The sequence below is a fragment of the Chitinophaga sp. SVR4-12A genome, assembly GCF_056754765.1.
Map to the genome: position 1 here is coordinate 2,479,295 of NZ_JBPGWP010000001.1, position 17,597 is coordinate 2,496,891.

General features: G+C 48.9%; 15 protein-coding genes and 1 riboswitch. Of the genes, 6 read left to right on the top strand and 9 right to left on the bottom strand.

What is annotated here, in order from left to right:
• Positions 1-27 precede the first annotated feature (27 nt).
• Both ACR9Y8_RS10120 and ACR9Y8_RS10125 read left to right on the top strand, forming a co-directional pair.
• The gene (locus ACR9Y8_RS10120; protein WP_481213138.1) at positions 28-966 is read left to right on the top strand and encodes a sugar phosphate isomerase/epimerase family protein; all 939 of its coding nucleotides are present in this window, start codon (positions 28-30) and stop codon (positions 964-966) included.
• 69 nt (positions 967-1,035) lie between these two features.
• Positions 1,036-2,397 (top strand): c-type cytochrome domain-containing protein, encoded by a 1,362-nt coding sequence (locus tag ACR9Y8_RS10125; RefSeq protein ID WP_481213139.1) that lies wholly within the window; start codon positions 1,036-1,038, stop codon positions 2,395-2,397.
• Between the two features lie 262 nt (positions 2,398-2,659).
• Here ACR9Y8_RS10125 and ACR9Y8_RS10130 read toward each other — a convergent pair whose 3' ends face one another.
• On the bottom strand, positions 2,660-3,961 hold the full coding sequence (locus ACR9Y8_RS10130; RefSeq protein WP_481213140.1) for a DUF2851 family protein: 1,302 nt from the start codon (positions 3,959-3,961) through the stop codon (positions 2,660-2,662).
• A 134-nt stretch (positions 3,962-4,095) separates the two neighbouring features.
• A riboswitch (SAM riboswitch) is annotated at positions 4,096-4,221 on the top strand.
• A 135-nt stretch (positions 4,222-4,356) separates the two neighbouring features.
• Here ACR9Y8_RS10130 and ACR9Y8_RS10135 point away from each other — a divergent pair.
• Together ACR9Y8_RS10135 and ACR9Y8_RS10140 are read left to right on the top strand one after the other, a co-directional pair.
• Entirely contained in the window at positions 4,357-5,538 is a 1,182-nt protein-coding gene (locus ACR9Y8_RS10135; RefSeq protein ID WP_481213141.1) for a trans-sulfuration enzyme family protein, read from the top strand.
• Positions 5,539-5,540: 2 nt separating this feature from the next.
• Positions 5,541-6,722 carry a homoserine dehydrogenase gene (locus ACR9Y8_RS10140; RefSeq protein WP_481213142.1) on the top strand — a complete coding sequence of 394 codons (1,182 nt, stop codon included), beginning with the start codon at positions 5,541-5,543 and terminating at the stop codon, positions 6,720-6,722.
• 94 nt (positions 6,723-6,816) lie between these two features.
• Here ACR9Y8_RS10140 and ACR9Y8_RS10145 read toward each other — a convergent pair whose 3' ends face one another.
• The 6 genes from ACR9Y8_RS10145 to ACR9Y8_RS10170 form a co-directional block, all read right to left on the bottom strand.
• On the bottom strand, positions 6,817-7,386 hold the full coding sequence (locus tag ACR9Y8_RS10145) for a Maf family protein (RefSeq protein ID WP_481213143.1): 570 nt from the start codon (positions 7,384-7,386) through the stop codon (positions 6,817-6,819).
• Positions 7,386-8,327, bottom strand: coding sequence for a geranylgeranylglycerol-phosphate geranylgeranyltransferase (locus ACR9Y8_RS10150; protein ID WP_481213144.1), 942 nt, complete (start codon positions 8,325-8,327; stop codon positions 7,386-7,388). The genes ACR9Y8_RS10145 and ACR9Y8_RS10150 overlap by 1 nt, the downstream gene beginning before the upstream one ends.
• A 35-nt stretch (positions 8,328-8,362) precedes the next feature.
• The gene (locus ACR9Y8_RS10155) at positions 8,363-8,884 is read right to left on the bottom strand and encodes a KdsC family phosphatase (protein ID WP_481213145.1); all 522 of its coding nucleotides are present in this window, start codon (positions 8,882-8,884) and stop codon (positions 8,363-8,365) included.
• 4 nt (positions 8,885-8,888) lie between these two features.
• On the bottom strand, positions 8,889-9,125 hold the full coding sequence (iscX, locus tag ACR9Y8_RS10160) for a Fe-S cluster assembly protein IscX (protein WP_481213146.1): 237 nt from the start codon (positions 9,123-9,125) through the stop codon (positions 8,889-8,891).
• 27 nt (positions 9,126-9,152) lie between these two features.
• Complete coding sequence (locus ACR9Y8_RS10165) at positions 9,153-9,488, bottom strand: 2Fe-2S iron-sulfur cluster-binding protein (protein ID WP_481213147.1); 336 nt, start codon at positions 9,486-9,488, stop codon at positions 9,153-9,155.
• A 220-nt stretch (positions 9,489-9,708) separates the two neighbouring features.
• The gene (locus tag ACR9Y8_RS10170; RefSeq protein WP_481213148.1) at positions 9,709-10,479 is read right to left on the bottom strand and encodes a Rossmann-like and DUF2520 domain-containing protein; all 771 of its coding nucleotides are present in this window, start codon (positions 10,477-10,479) and stop codon (positions 9,709-9,711) included.
• Between the two features lie 212 nt (positions 10,480-10,691).
• On the opposite strand from ACR9Y8_RS10170, the gene topA reads away from it, so the two are divergent.
• Positions 10,692-13,046 carry a type I DNA topoisomerase gene (gene topA, locus ACR9Y8_RS10175; RefSeq protein WP_481213149.1) on the top strand — a complete coding sequence of 785 codons (2,355 nt, stop codon included), beginning with the start codon at positions 10,692-10,694 and terminating at the stop codon, positions 13,044-13,046.
• Between the two features lie 49 nt (positions 13,047-13,095).
• A complete protein-coding gene (locus tag ACR9Y8_RS10180) occupies positions 13,096-13,968 on the top strand; it encodes a transglutaminase-like domain-containing protein (protein WP_481213150.1) in 873 nt (290 codons plus the stop codon).
• A 105-nt stretch (positions 13,969-14,073) separates the two neighbouring features.
• Here ACR9Y8_RS10180 and ACR9Y8_RS10185 read toward each other — a convergent pair whose 3' ends face one another.
• Both ACR9Y8_RS10185 and ACR9Y8_RS10190 read right to left on the bottom strand, forming a co-directional pair.
• Complete coding sequence (locus tag ACR9Y8_RS10185) at positions 14,074-16,203, bottom strand: carboxy terminal-processing peptidase (protein WP_481213151.1); 2,130 nt, start codon at positions 16,201-16,203, stop codon at positions 14,074-14,076.
• Between the two features lie 96 nt (positions 16,204-16,299).
• On the bottom strand, positions 16,300-17,505 hold the full coding sequence (locus ACR9Y8_RS10190) for a PQQ-dependent sugar dehydrogenase (RefSeq protein WP_481213152.1): 1,206 nt from the start codon (positions 17,503-17,505) through the stop codon (positions 16,300-16,302).
• Positions 17,506-17,597 lie beyond the last annotated feature (92 nt).

Here is a 17,597-nt window from a genome sequence, read left to right on the forward strand (position 1 = left end):
ATGCTCATTACTCAATGATCGATATTCATGCAATCAAACAGGAGAAGATTTATAAAAACATCGGCAACAGCTCTTACCGCATTGATGTTAGCTAAGCTGCAGGCGGTTGCCAGGGACAATGCATTTGATATGACCAACGATAAAAAATTTGACCTGAAGATACTGGCCACTAACTGGGGCTTTAACGGCAGCCTGGACGAGTATTGCGCCAAAGTGAAAAAAGAAGGCTACGACGGGATAGAGATCTGGTGGCCCATGGAACAAGCGGGCCAGCACGAACTATTTAACACGCTTAAAAAATACGAGCTGGCAGTAGGCTTTCTATGTGGCGGCCAGGAGCCGCAGTTCCAGGCACACCTGGATCATTTCAAAAGGATGATAGACGCAGCGGCCACCAATAAAGTGCAGACACCTTTATACATCAACTGCCACTCTGGAAGAGATTACTTCAGCGAAGAACAGAACCAGGCTTTCATTGATCATACTACGCAGCTGTCTAAACAAAGCGGTGTGCTGATCTGCCATGAAACGCACCGCTCAAGAATGTTGTTTGCCGCGCCGGTGGCCCGGCGCTATATAGAAAAGAACCCGGAGCTGCGCATCACGTTTGATGTATCACACTGGTGTAATGTAAGTGAATCATTATTACAGGACCAACCGGAGAATGTGGCGCTGGCCCTGGAAAGGGCGGGGCATATTCACGCCCGCATCGGGCACCCGGAAGGGCCACAGGTAAATGATCCGCGGGCGCCTGAATGGGAGCATGCCGTGAAAGCGCACCTGGCCTGGTGGGACGCAATTGTATCACGTAAGAAGCAACAGCACGAACGCTTAACTATACTAACGGAGTTCGGTCCGCCGGACTATATGCCTACCATGCCTTATACCCGGAAGGCCTTGTCTGACCAATGGGCTGTCAATGTACATATGATGCATTTACTGCGTGAACGTTATTCATCGTTATAAAAGAAAAAGATCACAGTGCTTTTGTTTATTCCAGAATTTATAGGCCGGTTTCATCCCTTACTTGTTCATTTGCCGATCGGTATACTACTGCTGGCGCCTTTGCTGCAATGGCTGTCGCGCAGGGAAGGCTATGCTATTTCGGCTGGTGTGTTGAATGTGGTTTGGTTGCTGGGCATTGGCAGCGCCTTACTATCCTGTATTACCGGTTACATGCTATCGCTGAGCGGAGAATATGATAAAGGCACGGTTACGCTGCATATGTGGGCGGGTATCGGCGTTACACTGGTGGCGATGTTTGCCGCGGTGAAAGTGTTTAATAAAGAATTTGACAACATCTATAAAGCAACGGCCATTGGGTTGCTGGTGCTGATCACATTTACCGGTCACTTAGGCGGCAGCCTGACGCATGGCGGTGATTATCTCCTGGCAGGATTGAACGGTGGTAAGAACACCGCAGATGAAAAGCCGGTATTGATAGCCAATGTGCAGGCGGCTGATGTGTATGCAGATGTAGTCTCTCCTATGCTGAAAAGCCGCTGCTATAGCTGTCACGGGCCGCAAAAGCAAAAGGGTGGCCTGCGGATGGACAGCCCGGAAGGATTGATGAAAGGAGGCAAAGAAGCAAAAGCATTTATTGCCGGGAAACCGGATGAAAGTGAAATGATCAAACGGCTGTTGCTGCCTCCCTCCCATGAAGATCATATGCCGCCAAAAGAAAAACCGCAGCTGAGCGAAGCACAGATAGCGCTGATTCACTGGTGGATAGAACAGGGCGCGCCCTTTAATAAAAAAGTCCAGGCAATGACGCAGCCGGAGAAGATCAAGACTTACCTGCTGGCATTGCAGAGTGGGCCGGCGGAGGAAAAGAAGCAACCTTCTAACGTACCTGCTGCGGAGGTAGCGCCTGCTCCCGAAAAAGACATCGCCGCGTTAAGCGCTAAAGGAGTGCTGGTAATGCCCGTAGCGCAGGATGCCCATTATTTGTCTGCCAACTTTGTAAATGCCGCCGGCTTTGGTAACAAGGATGCGGCGCTGTTACTGCCATTAAAGCAGCAACTGGTATGGCTTAAAATGGGCGGCACCCGTACAGGCGACAGCGCCCTGCAGGTGATCGGGCAATGCCGTAACCTTACTGTGTTACAGTTGAACAATACCAGCGTAACAGACAAAGGCCTTGCTTTCTTACAGCCTTTATCAGGCTTACAATCCCTTAACCTGGTGGGCACTGCTGTAACCGTACAAGGCCTGGAACAGCTGAAAGGTTTACAGCAATTGCAGTCCATTTATCTTTATAAGACAAAAGTAACAGCGCAGGACTGGCCACAGTTAAAGAAGATATTTCCGAAGGCCACGATAGACTCCGGCGGATATGTGGTGAAAACATTGCTAACGGATACTACGATGGTGAAACCGAAGGAGGTTAAAAAATAGTTGTCAGTGGTCAGTTGTCAGTCGTCAGTTGTCAGTCGTCAGTTGTCAGTCGTCAGTCGTCAGTCGTCAGTTGTCAGTCGTTAGTTGTCAGTCGTCAGTTGTAAGTCATTAGTCATTAGTATGCCCCTTCAAGACCAGCGCTCCGACAAGAAGACAACAGTATGTACTGATCCGTGGCTTATCACTGACAACTGACAACTAACGACTGACAACTATCAACTAACGACTAATGACTTACGACTAACGACTAACGACTAACAATTCAAATAATCCCTTCCCTCAGCAACTTCGCTCCTACCGCACATTGCAAACATCTTTTCTCGTCACAGTAATGCTGTTTCAGTTCAAGTAATGCCTGCGAGTCCAGGGCATTGTGCTGTTCTATGCCTGCTTCTTCCCAGGCGTTGCTGATCTTGTTCTCTTCTGCGGGCAGGGTTTCCATGAACTGCAGGGCGCGATCCTGGTAGTAGCGCTGGCCTTTCTCGCGGCCATAGAGGAACAGCAAGGGCAGAATGGTATTAATAAGGATGTTGTGAATGGCGAGACGGCCTTGGCTGCGTATTTGTGAAACCGGCCCGTCAAAGCGGTAGTGCTCCTGCCAGTAGGCAGAGGGTTGTGCGGCAAACAGCTGTTCGAAACGGCCGATGCTCTCTATTTCCAGGATCCGGGAAAACAGGTGAGGCGCCTGGTGCAATAAAGCTGCCAGGGCAGCAATACGTAAGGTGGGAAAGGAAGCCGGGCGCATACGCAGCCATTTCCAGGAATAGGCTGGTATGGGCTTCAGCTTGTATTTGTAGCGCAGGTAGTTGTACTCCTGCTGCAGGTCGCAGGGATATTCATCTGTAAATGTTCCGGACAGCATGCCCGCCTGTCCGAACAGCAGGGCTTCCAGCTGAAAGAGACTGGGCCGGTGGCGGGCCAGCAGGGTATGCGGTAGTGATTGAGCCAGCTGGAGGAAAGGCTCTCCATTAGCGGGCAGGCCAAAGCTCTGGGCCACAGCACGGTAGCATACCTCCTCCCAGTTATTACCGGTTTGCAGCAGCCAGGAATGGAGACTGGTGATCTTACGCTCCCAGCGCTGTACCAGCAGGCGTTCTTTCCAATTGTGCCAGATAAGGCCGGGCACGCGCCTGGCGCTTTCTTCACAGGGCACAAAGGCGGCCAGCTGGCGGAAACCTTCATAACGGCGCAGCAGCAGTTTGGGGATCTGCTGCTGTAGGGAGAGGCAGGGCGGCATCTTATCCGTATCATAATCGGGCACATCGTGCTCAAATACAACATGCAGGATGACATTGCTGTATTGCCCGTTATGCTGGTGCCCATGACGGTACCAGTCTGAAGTACGCAGGTGCAGTTCAACATTACCTGCCCAGAGCGTATTACCGATCCTTATTTTAGCCGCAGTGAAATCAGGCCCCGCATGGTGATTGTGTATGCCCGGGTGGATGATCTGAACAGGCTCGCCGTCTATCGTGGTTAAGGAGGCCGTTTTAAATAAGCGGAACTGCCAGATGTGCTGGAATAGCTCTTCTGTAAGAAGCGGGTTAATAGTTGCAATGGTCATTGATATGGTGGTTTTTATCGGTCAACAAAATGGAAAATGCTAAACTATTTAGCAATATATAACACTCTTTCTGAACCACCAAATTTGGAAAATTCATAAAAGTACTATTACCTTTGCACCCAGTTCTTAAACATCACTTATCCAGAAAGGCGGAGGGACTTGGCCCTGCGATGCCTTAGCAACCAATTCTGTCTGCCAGCCGGCGGATAGGAAAAAGGTGCTAATTCCTGCCCCGGCGGCAAACCGGGGAAAGATAAGTTGGCAGAGAAATTTCTTCCTTTCATGATATTCTAAAGGGCTCTTCCAACTATATGGAAGGGCCCTTTTTTTTGCGCTGTTAGCCTTTAGCCACTAGCAGCTAGCAGCTAAAAGCTAACAGCTTATAAAAATAACTGATGATGAAAACAGCAACACAACTCATTCACAGTATTCCGGTAGATGAACTGACGGGCGCTATTTCTGTGCCCATCTATCAAACCTCCACGTTTGTGCAGGAATCGCCGGGTATCAATAAAGGGTTTGAGTTTTCGCGCGCCAACAACCCCACCCGCAAAGTACTGGAGCAGCTGATCTGCGGCCTGGAAGAAGGATATGCAGGTTTTGCCTTTGCCAGCGGGATGGCGGCTATAGACGCGGTGTTGAAGCTGTTGAAGACCGGCGACGAAATACTGGCGGTTGACGATACCTATGGCGGCATCTTCCAGATGTTTAACCATATGATCGAACGTTTTGGCATCAAGGTGAACTTTACAGATACCAGCAATACAGACAACGTGCTGGCGGCTATTACGCCCAACACGCGGATCATCTGGCTGGAATCGCCTACCAACCCGACGCTGAAAATATCAGACATCAAGTCTATCAGCAAAATCGCCAAACAGCATAATGTGCTGCTGGTAGTAGATAATACGCTGTGCACACCGCTGTTGCAGCAACCGATCCAGATGGGCGCCGACATTGTGATACACAGCGCCACCAAATACCTGGCCGGACATACAGATGTAATCGCAGGACTGGTAGTGGTGAACAACAAAGCACTGGCAGACCAGCTGCGGTTTAACCAGAACATCTCCGGCAGCATTCTGAGCCCGTTTGAGGCCTGGCTCACCATCCGGGGTATCGAAACGCTGTACCTGCGCCTGGAAAAACAATGTGCCAACGCCATGGCCATTGCCAGCTGGCTGGCTACTCATCCCGCAGTGGATAAGGTGTTCTACCCGGGACTGGCCACCCATAAGAACCACCACATTGCCCGCAAACAGCAGAAACTGTTTGGCGCACTGGTGAGCTTCTCGCTGAAAAGCGACAACGTGAAGAACGCCATCCGCATTGTGAACGCCACCCGCCTGTTCAAACTGGCGGAAAGCTTTGGCGGCGTGAAAAGTATGCTGGATCATCCGGCAACGATGACACACCGCAACATCCCGGAAGACTTCCGGAAAAGGGCCGGCCTGCAGGACAGCTGCATACGGCTGTCTGTAGGCATAGAAGATGCAGAAGATCTGATCAATGACCTGAAGCAGGCATTAGATAAATTAAACCAACCATCAGGAAAACAAACCACCGTTTTACAATAAATATGGAAAATAAGATCATTAACCTGGGTATTTTCGGGTTTGGCTGTGTAGGACAGGGACTTTACGAAGTATTGAACAGGACTAAAGGCATCAATGCCCGCATCAAGAAAATATGCATTAAAGATCCTAACAAGGCTCGTCCCATAGACATGAGCTATTTTACCACTGACAAGAATGAGATCTTAAATGACCCTACCATCGACGTAGTGGTAGAGCTCATCAACGATACGGAAGCCGCCTTTGAAATAGTGAGCACGGCGCTGCGCAATGGCAAAGCAGTAGTGAGCGCCAGCAAGCGCATGATCGCAGAGAACCTGCCTGCCCTGTACCAGCTGCAGGTAGAGAACAAAGTGCCTTTCCTCTACGAGGCCTCCAGCTGCGCCAGTATTCCCATCATCCGCAACCTGGAAGAGTATTATGACAACGACCTGCTGAATGCCGTAGAAGGGATCTGCAACGGTTCTACCAACTACATTCTCACCAAGATCTTTGAAGAAGGGCTGAGCTTTGAAACCGCACTGCAACAGGCACAGGATAAAGGTTTTGCAGAAACCGACCCTACCCTTGACATTGAAGGCTACGATCCCAAGTTCAAGATCGTGATCCTGCTGCTGCATGCTTTCGGCACCTTTGTAAAACCGGAAGAAGTATACAACTTCGGTATCCACCACCTCAACGATTTTGACATACAGTTTGCCCGCCAGCGGGATTGCACTATTAAGCTGATCGGCAACTGCCGCCGCCAGAACGGTAATGTATTTGCCTACGTGCTGCCGCACCTGATCAAGGAGCATAACCTGCTGTACGATGTATACAACGAGTATAACGGTATCCTGCTGGAAAGCGCCTTTACAGATAAACAGTTCTTTGTAGGCAAAGGCGCGGGCGGTACCGCCACCGGCAGTGCTGTACTGTCTGATATTTCCGCCCTGCTGTATAATTACCGCTACGAGTATAAAAAGATCAAGCAGTCTAACCAGCCCGCCTTCACCAATGATGTGCAGCTCAAAGTATACCTGCGTTACAGAACACCTGACCAGGTAGATCTGGCTGACTTCTATAATATCTCAGAGAAATATGAATCGCCTTCTTACAGGTATGTGGTTGGGGTGATCAACCTGCAGAAGCTGAAGGAGAATAATTGGCTGAAGAATAAGGATGTGAATTTACTGGTGTTAGAATAGCCGTAAGTCATAAGTCGTTAGTCGTTAGTGATTGGAGCGGAGATTAAATCCGCTGCATTTACTAACGACTAACGACTGACCACTATCGACTGTCTTACATTTTCTCCAACTCCCCCACTACCCTGCTCACCGGCAGGCCCATTACATTATAAAAATCTCCGTTAATACTATCGATCCCTACTGCTCCTATCCATTCCTGGATGGCGTATGCGCCTGCTTTATCATAGGGTTTATAATGATCTACATAGTAAACGATCTGTTCGGGCGTGAGTGATTTAAAATGTACATCTGTAGTTTTGGCAAAGATGTTCTCCTTGCTGCCCTGTTTGATCACTACACCGGTGATCACCTGGTGGGTGCGGCCGCTGAGAGCTGTCAGAATGCGGATTGCGTCTTCACGGTCTTTCGGTTTGCCAATGATCGTATCATCCAGTACTACTACAGTATCTGCAGCGATGATAATATCTTCGGCGTTGCACAATGCTGTTACGGCCAGCGCCTTGTGCAGGGCAATATGACTGGGTACCTCGGGCACCGGCATATCGGGCGGAAATGTTTCTGCGGTTTCTACCACCTTCACTTCAAAAGGAATGCCTGCCTGTTCGAGCAGCTGTTTACGCCTCGGCGACTGTGAAGCCAATATCACGGATTTTCCTTTATACATCAGAGGTACATTTTAAAAAATATCATGGATAAGATACCGGTGAGCATCACCAGCTTGATCAGGGAGCTTACTTTATGATAATGCTCGGGCAGGTGGGCCTTTCGCAACTGCATCCATATATAGAGGGCCGGTGCCTGTACCAGCAATACCAGGTAGGCGATAGAAACATACCAGCCAAGTATGGCCACTCTCAGATCTACCAGCACCAGTAATACCTGCAGGGCCAGCAGCAGGAAATAGCAGAATCTTTTGGCAGGCAGCACCCCCCATACGATGGGGATGGTACGGCAACCGTCTTTACTGTCGCCGATCATATCTTCCAGGTCTTTCACCACTTCCCGCACCATAGATATAATGAAGGCAAACAAGGCATATACGCCGATCACCTGGATCAGCTTACGCCCGGTTGGCGAGAGGATGGCTTCAAAGCTTTCGTAGATCTGTTTTTCGTAAAAGCCTACCACTACTACGGAGAGGGCCGTGAGCAAAGAGATGACCACGTTGCCGATCAGCACCTGCCTTTTAAAAGAGGTAGAATAGAACCACAGCAGCAGGGAACAGATCACCTGTGTAAAGCCGAGGTAGATCTGGCCTATCTTCCAGGCTACTACAAAACCTATAGATACGCCGGCCATGTTCAGGATGGTATGCCAGGCCATGGCCCAGCGGCGGCCGATGATCTTATCGACCACCATCTTATCCGGCTTGTTGATGATATCTATATTAATATCAAAATAGTCGTTAATGATATAGCCGGCGGCAGCTACCAGGATGGTAGAGATGCATAGCAGCACAAAGCAAAGGACAGAAAGAGAGGGTTGCTCTCCACTGCTGGCCAATACAGGTGCTACCACGCAATACTGCAGCAGAAATTGCGTAAGCGCTATATAAATAAGGTTAGGATAACGTACGAGTTTTAAAAAAGCGGCCAACAGGTTCATAAAATGAAATAAAAAATTAAGTGATAGCCTGCAGGTCAGCGGGAGGCGATCGTTTCATCGATACCCCAGTGACCATTCAGTTTAAGCACCTTTTCCAGGATATCCCGTACACAGCCATTACCACCGGTAACGGGCGAGATATAACGGCTGATGCTTTTGATCTCGGGAACTGCATCTGCAGGGCATACCGGCAGGCCTACCATTTGCATGGCGCGGTAGTCGGGTATATCGTCTCCCATGAACAGCACTTCATCCCAGCGCAGCTCATTTTCCATGACGTAGTCCTGCAGCTTTTCCTCTTTATCAGTAATATTAATGTAGATGTCTTTAATGCCGAGGCCCTGCAAACGGCTGATAACGCTTTCTGACTTACCACCGGAGATGATCACTACCCGGTAGCCTTTCTTAACGGCGAGCTGCAGGGCGTACCCATCCTTTACGCTCATTTTCCGGGAAAGCTCACCGCCGGGCAGCAACTGTACGGTACCGTCGGTCAGTACGCCGTCTACATCCAGGACAAAGGTGGTAATAGGTTTAAATAATGATAATACGTTCATACGATTATTGCTGATTATCCCTCCATTCATACACCCAGTTGCTCTGGATCATCTCCAAGTGGCCTTCGTTACATTCTTCCCGTTTGCCCAGAAAGTTGGGGATCTGCAGCACCCATTCTATCAGGTCGGTGAACCGGATGCGGTAGATCCTGCTTTCGGAGAAGTCGTTGCCGAAACGCTCATACAACTTCATGGCTATGTCTTCATAGTCGTTCCAGTAAATGGGGGGCTCAAAATGCATTTGATCAGGAATTACAGGTTACAGAAATTATTCCCCATAGATGAGGGACTGGTCGGGAATGGTTACTTCTAACTGCCCCTTGCCATCCAGCAGTATACACTGGCAGCCCAGGCGGGAGTTAAGCCGGGGATTACGCGCACGGTCTATAAAGTCTTCTTCCCTATCTGTAAGATCTTCCAGTAACCCATCTCCCTGTTCAATATATATATGGCATGTACTGCAGGCACATACGCCCCCACAGTTATGGTGCAGCTGTATATCATGCTTCAGCGCCACTTCCAGGATGGAATCCCCTTCCGGGGCGCCGGTGATCATCACCGTTTCCAGTCCCTTCTGCTCGAACCTGAATATAATATTATACATGCCGCTCATTTAACAGACCGCAAAAATATAAAAAAATAAGGCGGTTTGAGGTTTGAAGTTTGAGGTTTGAAGTTTGAAGTTTGAGGTTCGTTGGAGGTTCGAGGTTCAAAGCAGCAATCTGCCTTAGAAGCAGATTGCCTGTATGACTGGATGGCATGTCGCGTACTTTTAACTTCTAACGAACCTCAAACTTCAAACTTCAAACCTCAAACCTCAAACCTCAAACTTTGTTCTGATGAAACTGGTGAATACTGTCTGACATGACCTGGTAGATCCGTTGCAAGTATTTTTCCTTTTCCAACAGGGAGCGGTGCAGGGCCATGGTAGTGGTATCTCCCCGGAAGGCAGGGCCCGTTTGTACAGACTCGGGCGGGAACTTCTCCAATCGATCAAAGGTCTCCTTAATAATAGGCTGCAGGAGGGTAAAATCCAGGCCTTCCTGTTCGCAATAGCGTTTGGCGCTGGCAAAGAGGTGGTTGGTGAAGTTATTGCACAGCACAGCAGCCAGGTGCAGCTGCAGACGCTGGTGGGAATTGACAACGGCTATCTGGGAGGCAATGCTCTGGGCCAGGGACTGGAGGCGGCGCAGCACCTCATCATTGCTGGCCTCCAGCATGATCGGAATGGGGGGATAGTTCTTCAGCTCCTTCCGGATGGACTGGAGCGGATATAATACCCCCGTATGGGTGGAAATACGGCTGATGGCGTCCAAAGGAACCGCCCCTGCCGTATGAGCCACGATACGCTTGCCGAGCCGGAGCTGATCGTTCAGGCCGGGGATGGCATCGTCGCTGACCGCCAGGAGGTATACGTCTGCCTCCATATTTATATCCAGCAAATCGTCTGTGGCTTTGGCCTGTAAGAGCTCGCCCAGCTCCTGGGCATGGGCCTTGTTACGGCTGATGACCTGCAGTATCTGGTGCCCGTGCAGTTTTAAGAGGTGGCCGAAACAGTGCGCTACGTTACCTGCCCCTACAATAACAATCTCCATATTGAATCTTTTTTACCTTTCTATAATGCTGAATATGTGAATATACGCAAATAAATGTGCTGTGGTTTACCTATAACATTAAAGTAACCTATAACGCAATAAAACAAAGCCTTATTTTTTATTCTCAGCCTTAATTTCTATACTTGCAAAAATCGTATTCGGATTTTTTATATTAAATTTTGCATATTTAGCTCGCATTAAAGAAGGCATTCATGGCAAAAAATCTAGTTATAGTTGAGTCCCCAGCCAAGGCTAAGACCATTGAAAAAATATTAGGAAAGGATTTTGAGGTAAAATCTTGTTTTGGGCACATACGCGACCTGGAGAAGGACGATATGGGTATCGACATACAAAATAACTTCAAACCAAAGTATGCCGTTCCGGAAGATAAAGAGAAGATTGTGAAGGAGTTAAAGAAGCTGGCGAAGGATACCGATGAGGTATGGCTGGCAACGGATGAGGACCGTGAGGGGGAGGCCATTTCCTGGCATTTGTGCGAAGTATTGGGCCTGGACCCACATACTACCAAGCGCATCGTTTTTCATGAGATCACTAAACCTGCTATAGAACGGGCGGTGCAACAGCCCCGCCTGCTGGATATGAACCTGGTAAATGCACAGCAGGCCAGGCGTATCCTTGACCGTATCGTAGGCTTTGAGCTGTCGCCTGTGCTCTGGCGCAAGATGAGCATGCGCAACTCTTTGTCTGCCGGCCGCGTACAATCTGTAGCGGTTAGGCTGATCGTGGAAAGGGAACGGGAGATCAACCAATTCACCACCGTGAGCAGCTTCAGGGTAGAGGCCTTCTTTACCGCCAAGGACTCCCAGGGCAAGAGCATGTCTTTCAAAGCGGAGGGGCCTTCCAGGTTTAAAAGTGTGGAAGACGCGGAAAAATTCCTGACACAGTGTATAGGCGCCGCCTATACGGTGAAGGATATACAGGTAAAGCCGGGCAAGAAATCGCCTGCCGCACCCTTTACCACGTCTACTCTTCAGCAGGAAGCCAGCCGCAAGCTGGGTTACAGCGTTTCAAAAACCATGCTGCTGGCCCAAAAATTGTATGAGAGTGGAAAGATCACGTACATGCGTACTGACTCCGTGAACCTCTCCGATACGGCGCTGACAGATATTAAACAAGCCATAGATAAAAACTACGGTCAGAAATACCACCAGCATCGTAAATTTAAGAACAAGAACGAATCGGCACAGGAAGCACACGAAGCCATCCGCCCTACTTACATGGAGAATTCTTCAGTAGAGGACAGTGATTCTAAAAAATTATATGAGCTGATCTGGAAGCGTACCATCGCCAGCCAGATGGCCGATGCAGAACTGGAAAAGACAATCGCCAAAATAGATATATCCACCAATCACGAAGAGCTGACCGCCAGTGGTGAAGTACTGAAGTTTGACGGCTTCCTCAAAGTATATATGGAGAGCCGCGACGACGAGGATATAGCTGACGAAGAAGACCAGGAAGGCGTACTGCCGCCGCTGCAGGTAAAACAGGTGGTGGACCTGAAGGAGATGAAGGCCACAGAAAGATTTACCCGTCCTGCGCCCCGCTACACGGAGGCCAGCCTGGTAAAGAAACTGGAAGAACTGGGCATTGGCCGCCCGTCTACCTATGCACCTACCATTACTACTATCCAGAAACGCAATTATGTAGAGAAAAGGGACAAAGAGGGAGTAAAAAGGGAGTTCCGCATACTGGTACTGAAGAGCGACAAGATCAATAAACTCACTGACACAGAGAATACCGGTGCGGAAAAATCCAAATTGTTCCCGACTGATCTTGGGATGATCGTAACCGATTTCCTGAACCAGTACTTTGACTCTGTAATGGACTATGGCTTTACCGCCAAGATCGAAGAGGAGTTTGACGAAATAGCCCATGGAAAGAAAGTTTGGAACAAGATGCTGAACGATTTCTATGAGCCTTTTCATAAAGATGTAGCCAATACACTGGAGAACGCGGAAAGAGTGAAGGGCGAACGCTTCCTGGGTGATGACCCGGAAACCGGTAAACCGGTGGTAGCCCGCATGGGACGTTATGGCCCCATGATCCAGATAGGCAAAGCCGAAGATGAAGAGAAACCACGCTTTGCCAAACTAAAGGCTACACAAAGCATTGAGACTATCAGCATGCAGGAAGCCATGGAGCTGTTCAGGCTGCCGAGGAACCTGGGACTGTTTGAAGGTACAGAAGTAAGCGTGAACATAGGCCGCTTTGGCCCCTATGCACAACATGACAAGAAATTCTATTCCCTTAAAAAGGAAATGGACCCTTATACAGTAGAACTGGATGAGATTGCGCCGCTGATCGTTGAGAAACGCGCTGCTAAAGATGAACGTACTATTAAGGTATTTGAGAAAGAGAAGATACAGATATTAAAAGGCCCGTATGGCCCGTACATTAAACAGGGACTGAAGAACTATAAGATTCCCAAGGAAAAGATAGATAACGCTGCCGACATTACTGTGGAAGAGGCCAAAGCTATTATTGAAGATGTCAAGGCCAATCCGCCCAAGAAAAAGGCGCCGGCCAGGAAGAAAAAAACGGAATAATAAAGTAATTCCCTTTTGAGAGACGGGACACATTAGCACATTGTAGCGTATGAATGAAACAAAAGAAATTAATGCTTTATTCCATTTGCTGGACGATCCGGATCAGGAGGTATTTGATACGGTAGCCAACAAGATCTTGTTATATGGAAAGGAGATCATTCCCAACCTGGAGAACCTGTGGGAAAATACAGTGGATGAATCCATCCAGGAAAGGATAGAACAGCTGATACACCGCGTGCATTACCAGGACCTGCAGGTAGCCATGCAACAGTGGATCCGGTCAGACAACCCCGACCTGCTGCAGGGCTCCATACTGGTGGCCCGCTACCAGTTCCCGGATATGCAGCCCAACCCGGTGATGACAGAAATCGAACGGATCAAGCGTAATATCTGGCTGGAGCTGAACAATTACCTGACGCCGCTGGAACAGATCAATGTGCTGAACAGCATGATCTATAACTACTTCGGCCTGAAAGGGGAAGAAGTGGCTTACATACGTAAGAACCAGTTTTTCATTAACCAGGTGATAGAGGCCAAAAGAGGCAATCCCATCACCAATGGCATCATCTACCAGAGCCTCTGCGCCATGCTGGACCTCCCGGTGTATGCTGTGAACATTCCCCGCCAGTTCATCCTGGCCTATTTCGATTCTTTCTATGATTTTGCGGAACCGCCCAAACCAGACGATTACCGCATCCTCTTCTTTATAGATCCCATGCAGGGACAGATCTACTCCCACCAGGATGTAGAAACTTACCTGAAAAGGGTATCTGTTCCATCTGTACCGGCTTATTACAAGCCGCAGTCTAATAAACAGATCATCCGCTTCTTACTGGAAGAGCTGTCAAAATGCTACCAGGAAGATAAAGAGCGGTATAAGTTTGAGGAGCTGCAGAATCTTATCAACATGCTTGCAGAATAAAAAGTCGTAAGTCGTTAGTCATTAGTCGTTAGTGATCAAAGCGAATTTAATACTACAACTAATGACTAACGACTTACGACTAACGACTTACGACTAACGACTATTTTAGTTTTCCTGTTTGCCTTTCATTTTAGGATAAGACATTACGATCAGGTCATTCATCACATTCACGGCCTCATCCAGGTAAACGTCTTTAGAACGGAACTTCAGCCAATCCTTGTTACGCGCCAGCTTCACAGTATCTGCGCCCATTTTGTCAAGATCGGTTTTCAGGTTGGTAATGTTCAGTTCTTTTACTTTATCGTTCACTGCATCATATTTCTTCAATGCAGCGGCGTTTGATTTCTGTTCTGCCTTGAAGGTTTGTAGGTTCAGCGAGTATGATTCCTGTTTATCCAGGTTCTTGATGGTGGTGATGTTGTCAGTCATCATCTTGAAGGCTTCGCTGCTGCTCACCCTTTTTGCGCTGTTCTTCTTCAGTGCTTCCACGTTCACGGGATCGATCCATACATTGTAGTTAGCTTTCGGGATCTCATCCCATGCCAGCGCATCGTCGTCTTTCTTCTCTCCTACTTCATAGTAAGGATCAGGCAGCACGATGTCTGAGCTTACGCCTTTCAACTGGGTAGAGCCGCCGTTTGCACGGTAGAACTTCTGTACGGTGAGCTTCAGTGCACCCAGGGCGCCCACTTCCGGTTTATTGGGCAGGAAGTCGTCGAGGTTGTACATACGCTGCACGGTGCCTTTACCAAAGGTAGAAGCGCTACCAATGATCACAGCGCGTTTGTAATCCTGCATGGCAGCTGCCATGATCTCGGAAGCAGAGGCGCTGTATTCGTTCACCATGATAGCCAGGGGGCCGTCATACTGTACATTCTTATCACGATCGGGCAGCACTATTTTATCACCGCCACGGGAGCGAACCTGTACAATGGGCCCATCGGGCACGAACAGGCCAGCCATCTGCACAACATCCTGCAGGGAACCGCCGCCGTTAAAGCGCAGGTCGAGGATGATGCCTTCTACTTTCTCTGCTTTCAGTTTCTGGATCTCTTTGGCTACGTCTACAGCAGAGCGGGCGCCGTTCCTGTCCTGGAAATCGGCATAGAACTCCGGCAGATAGATATATCCTATTTTATGCTGGCCATTGATAATGGCAGATTTTGCAAAGGTGTCTTCCAGCACGATCTCGTCACGTACTATGGCGATGTCTTTCATGGTGCCGTCCACGCTCTTGATGGTAAGGCGAACGGTGGAGCCTTTAGCGCCCCTGATCAGCTTTACGGCATCTTCAATGGCATAGCCGGTAATGTCAACCGGTTCTTTGTTGCCTTCTCCTACTTTCAGGATGGCATCGTTTGCTTTCAGCAGGCCCTGTTTCCAGCTGGGGCTACCGGTAACGATGCTGGCCACCTTGATCTTGCCGTCTTCTTCTTTCAGCTGTGCGCCAATACCGAAGAATTTACCCGCCATCTGCTCTTCGAAATATCTCTTCTCAGCAGGCGGCATAAAGTCGGTATGAGGGTCCATGGTGGTAGTGATGGCGTTTACATACATGCTGAAACGGTCGTTATCGTCTTGTTTGGTTTTCAGGCGGTCAAAATAACGATCGTACAGCTGTTTTACTTTAGCCCTGGCGTCGGCTTCCAGCTCAGCGTCTGTTTTGGCTTTAAAGCCGGGCTTGCCTTTTTCTTTTTCACGGGTTTCCTGCAGCTCGGCCAGCTTTTCCAGGGTACGATATTTCAGCACTTTACGCCAGGCTTCTTTACGTGCTGCTTCATCGGCAGGGAAATCGATCTTCTCAGGATCGAGCACTACCTTTTCATCCTGGTTGAAATCGAAAGGCTGCGCCAGCAGGGGAGGGTAAATAAGTGATGCTTCATTCACCCGTTGCTTGATAAGGCTGTTAAGGGTATTGAAGCAATCCAGCGGAGCGCCCTGCAGCTCATCATCTATATGAGTGGAGAGGCTTGCTAACTTATTAATATCCGATTTGAGGAAAAATTTCTTCTCGCTGTCGAGGTCTTTCAGGTACTTGGTGAACACTTCCCTGGAGAAAGCGTCGTCAATCGCTTTAGGCTGATAATGTCCTTCTTTCAGTATTTGTCCTACCAGGTTCATGATAATCTCATAACGTCCCGGAGGATCTTCGGCCCTGCCTAACTTACTGAAAGCCAGTACCCCTCCGGAAATTACTATCAGTAAAACCGGTATAATCACTTTCATTCTTCTCATATAGATCCAATTGAGCTTTATCAAATTTAAATCAAAAATGGCACCTGTAATTCCAGGTTCACCCTTGTTTAACAAAATATTACGCTATTGCTACTGCTAAAACCCTACCAATTTATACACGCCGCCTTTAAATCCCTGGCTGGTGGATGAACTGGTAAGCATATACAGTTCTCCCGCCTCGTCTTCGCCCCAGCTCAGGATCTGCAATGCTTCTGTGGGACGGCCTTCCAGCTCGAGGTCTGCGCGTTCCCAGCGCTTGCCTTGTTGCTGCAGCACCCAGGTTTTGCCGTTGTAGTCGCCGAATACATACAAACCTTTCAGTGAAGGGAGAGCTTTTCCATGGTATACATAACCGCCTGTTATACTGATTCCCAGGTCGTGATCATATTCGTCGATGGGGGCTATCAGCTTGCTTTTATCGGCGCCGTCGGGCACGTTGAATTCGTGGTAGCCTTCCATGATACGCCAGCCGTAGTTACCACCTTTTACGATGATGTCTACTTCTTCGTATTTGTTCTGGCCTACATCTCCGGCAAACAGCTGTTTGGTAGCCTTGTCAAAAGAAATGCGCCAGGGGTTGCGCAGGCCATAGGCCCATATTTCGGCACGTACGCCGTTGCGGCCAACAAAGGGATTGTCTTTAGGCACCGCGTATGGATTGCCATTGACATCTATACGGATGATCTTACCCAGCAGGGTGTTGAGGTCTTGTCCGTTGCCGATGGCGCCATGCTTATCGCCGGCGCCACCGCCATCGCCCAGGGCTACATAGAGGTAGCCATCGGGCCCGAATACGATGTCGCCACCATTGTGATTAGACTGCGGCTGCTCTATCTCCATCACCACCCTTTTGGAGGCAGGATCTGCCAGGTTGGGATTGGAGGCAGAAACGGTGAATTCGGAGATGCGGCTTTTATGATTGCTGCCTTTTGCATCGGAAGGCACGCTGTAGTATACATAGAATTTCCTATTCTTTTTGAATTGAGGATGAAAGGCAATGCCCAGCAGGCCGCGCTCGTCGTAGGCGGGGTTGATCTTTACCATTTCTCCGCTTACATCCAGGAAAGGCTGGCCTACCAGTTTTCCATTTTGAATGATCCATACTTTTCCTTCTTTCTGGCAGATAAACTGGCGGTTGCTGCCGTCTCCGGGCACTGCCAGTGCTACGGGGGAAAGTATATCGTTGGTGATCAGTTGCAAACGGGCTTTACGGGCTGGTGGTTCCTTTATACACGTGGCTGACTGGCACATCAGGACAACGGCCAGTACAGGAACGGCTATCAATAAACGAAATGCATTCATAAGGTCATCAAATGATTGACTATAAAAATAATCATCTTATGCAGATGTTAGATACCGTCTAACACAATGTTTTAGTTGTCAGTTGTTAGTTG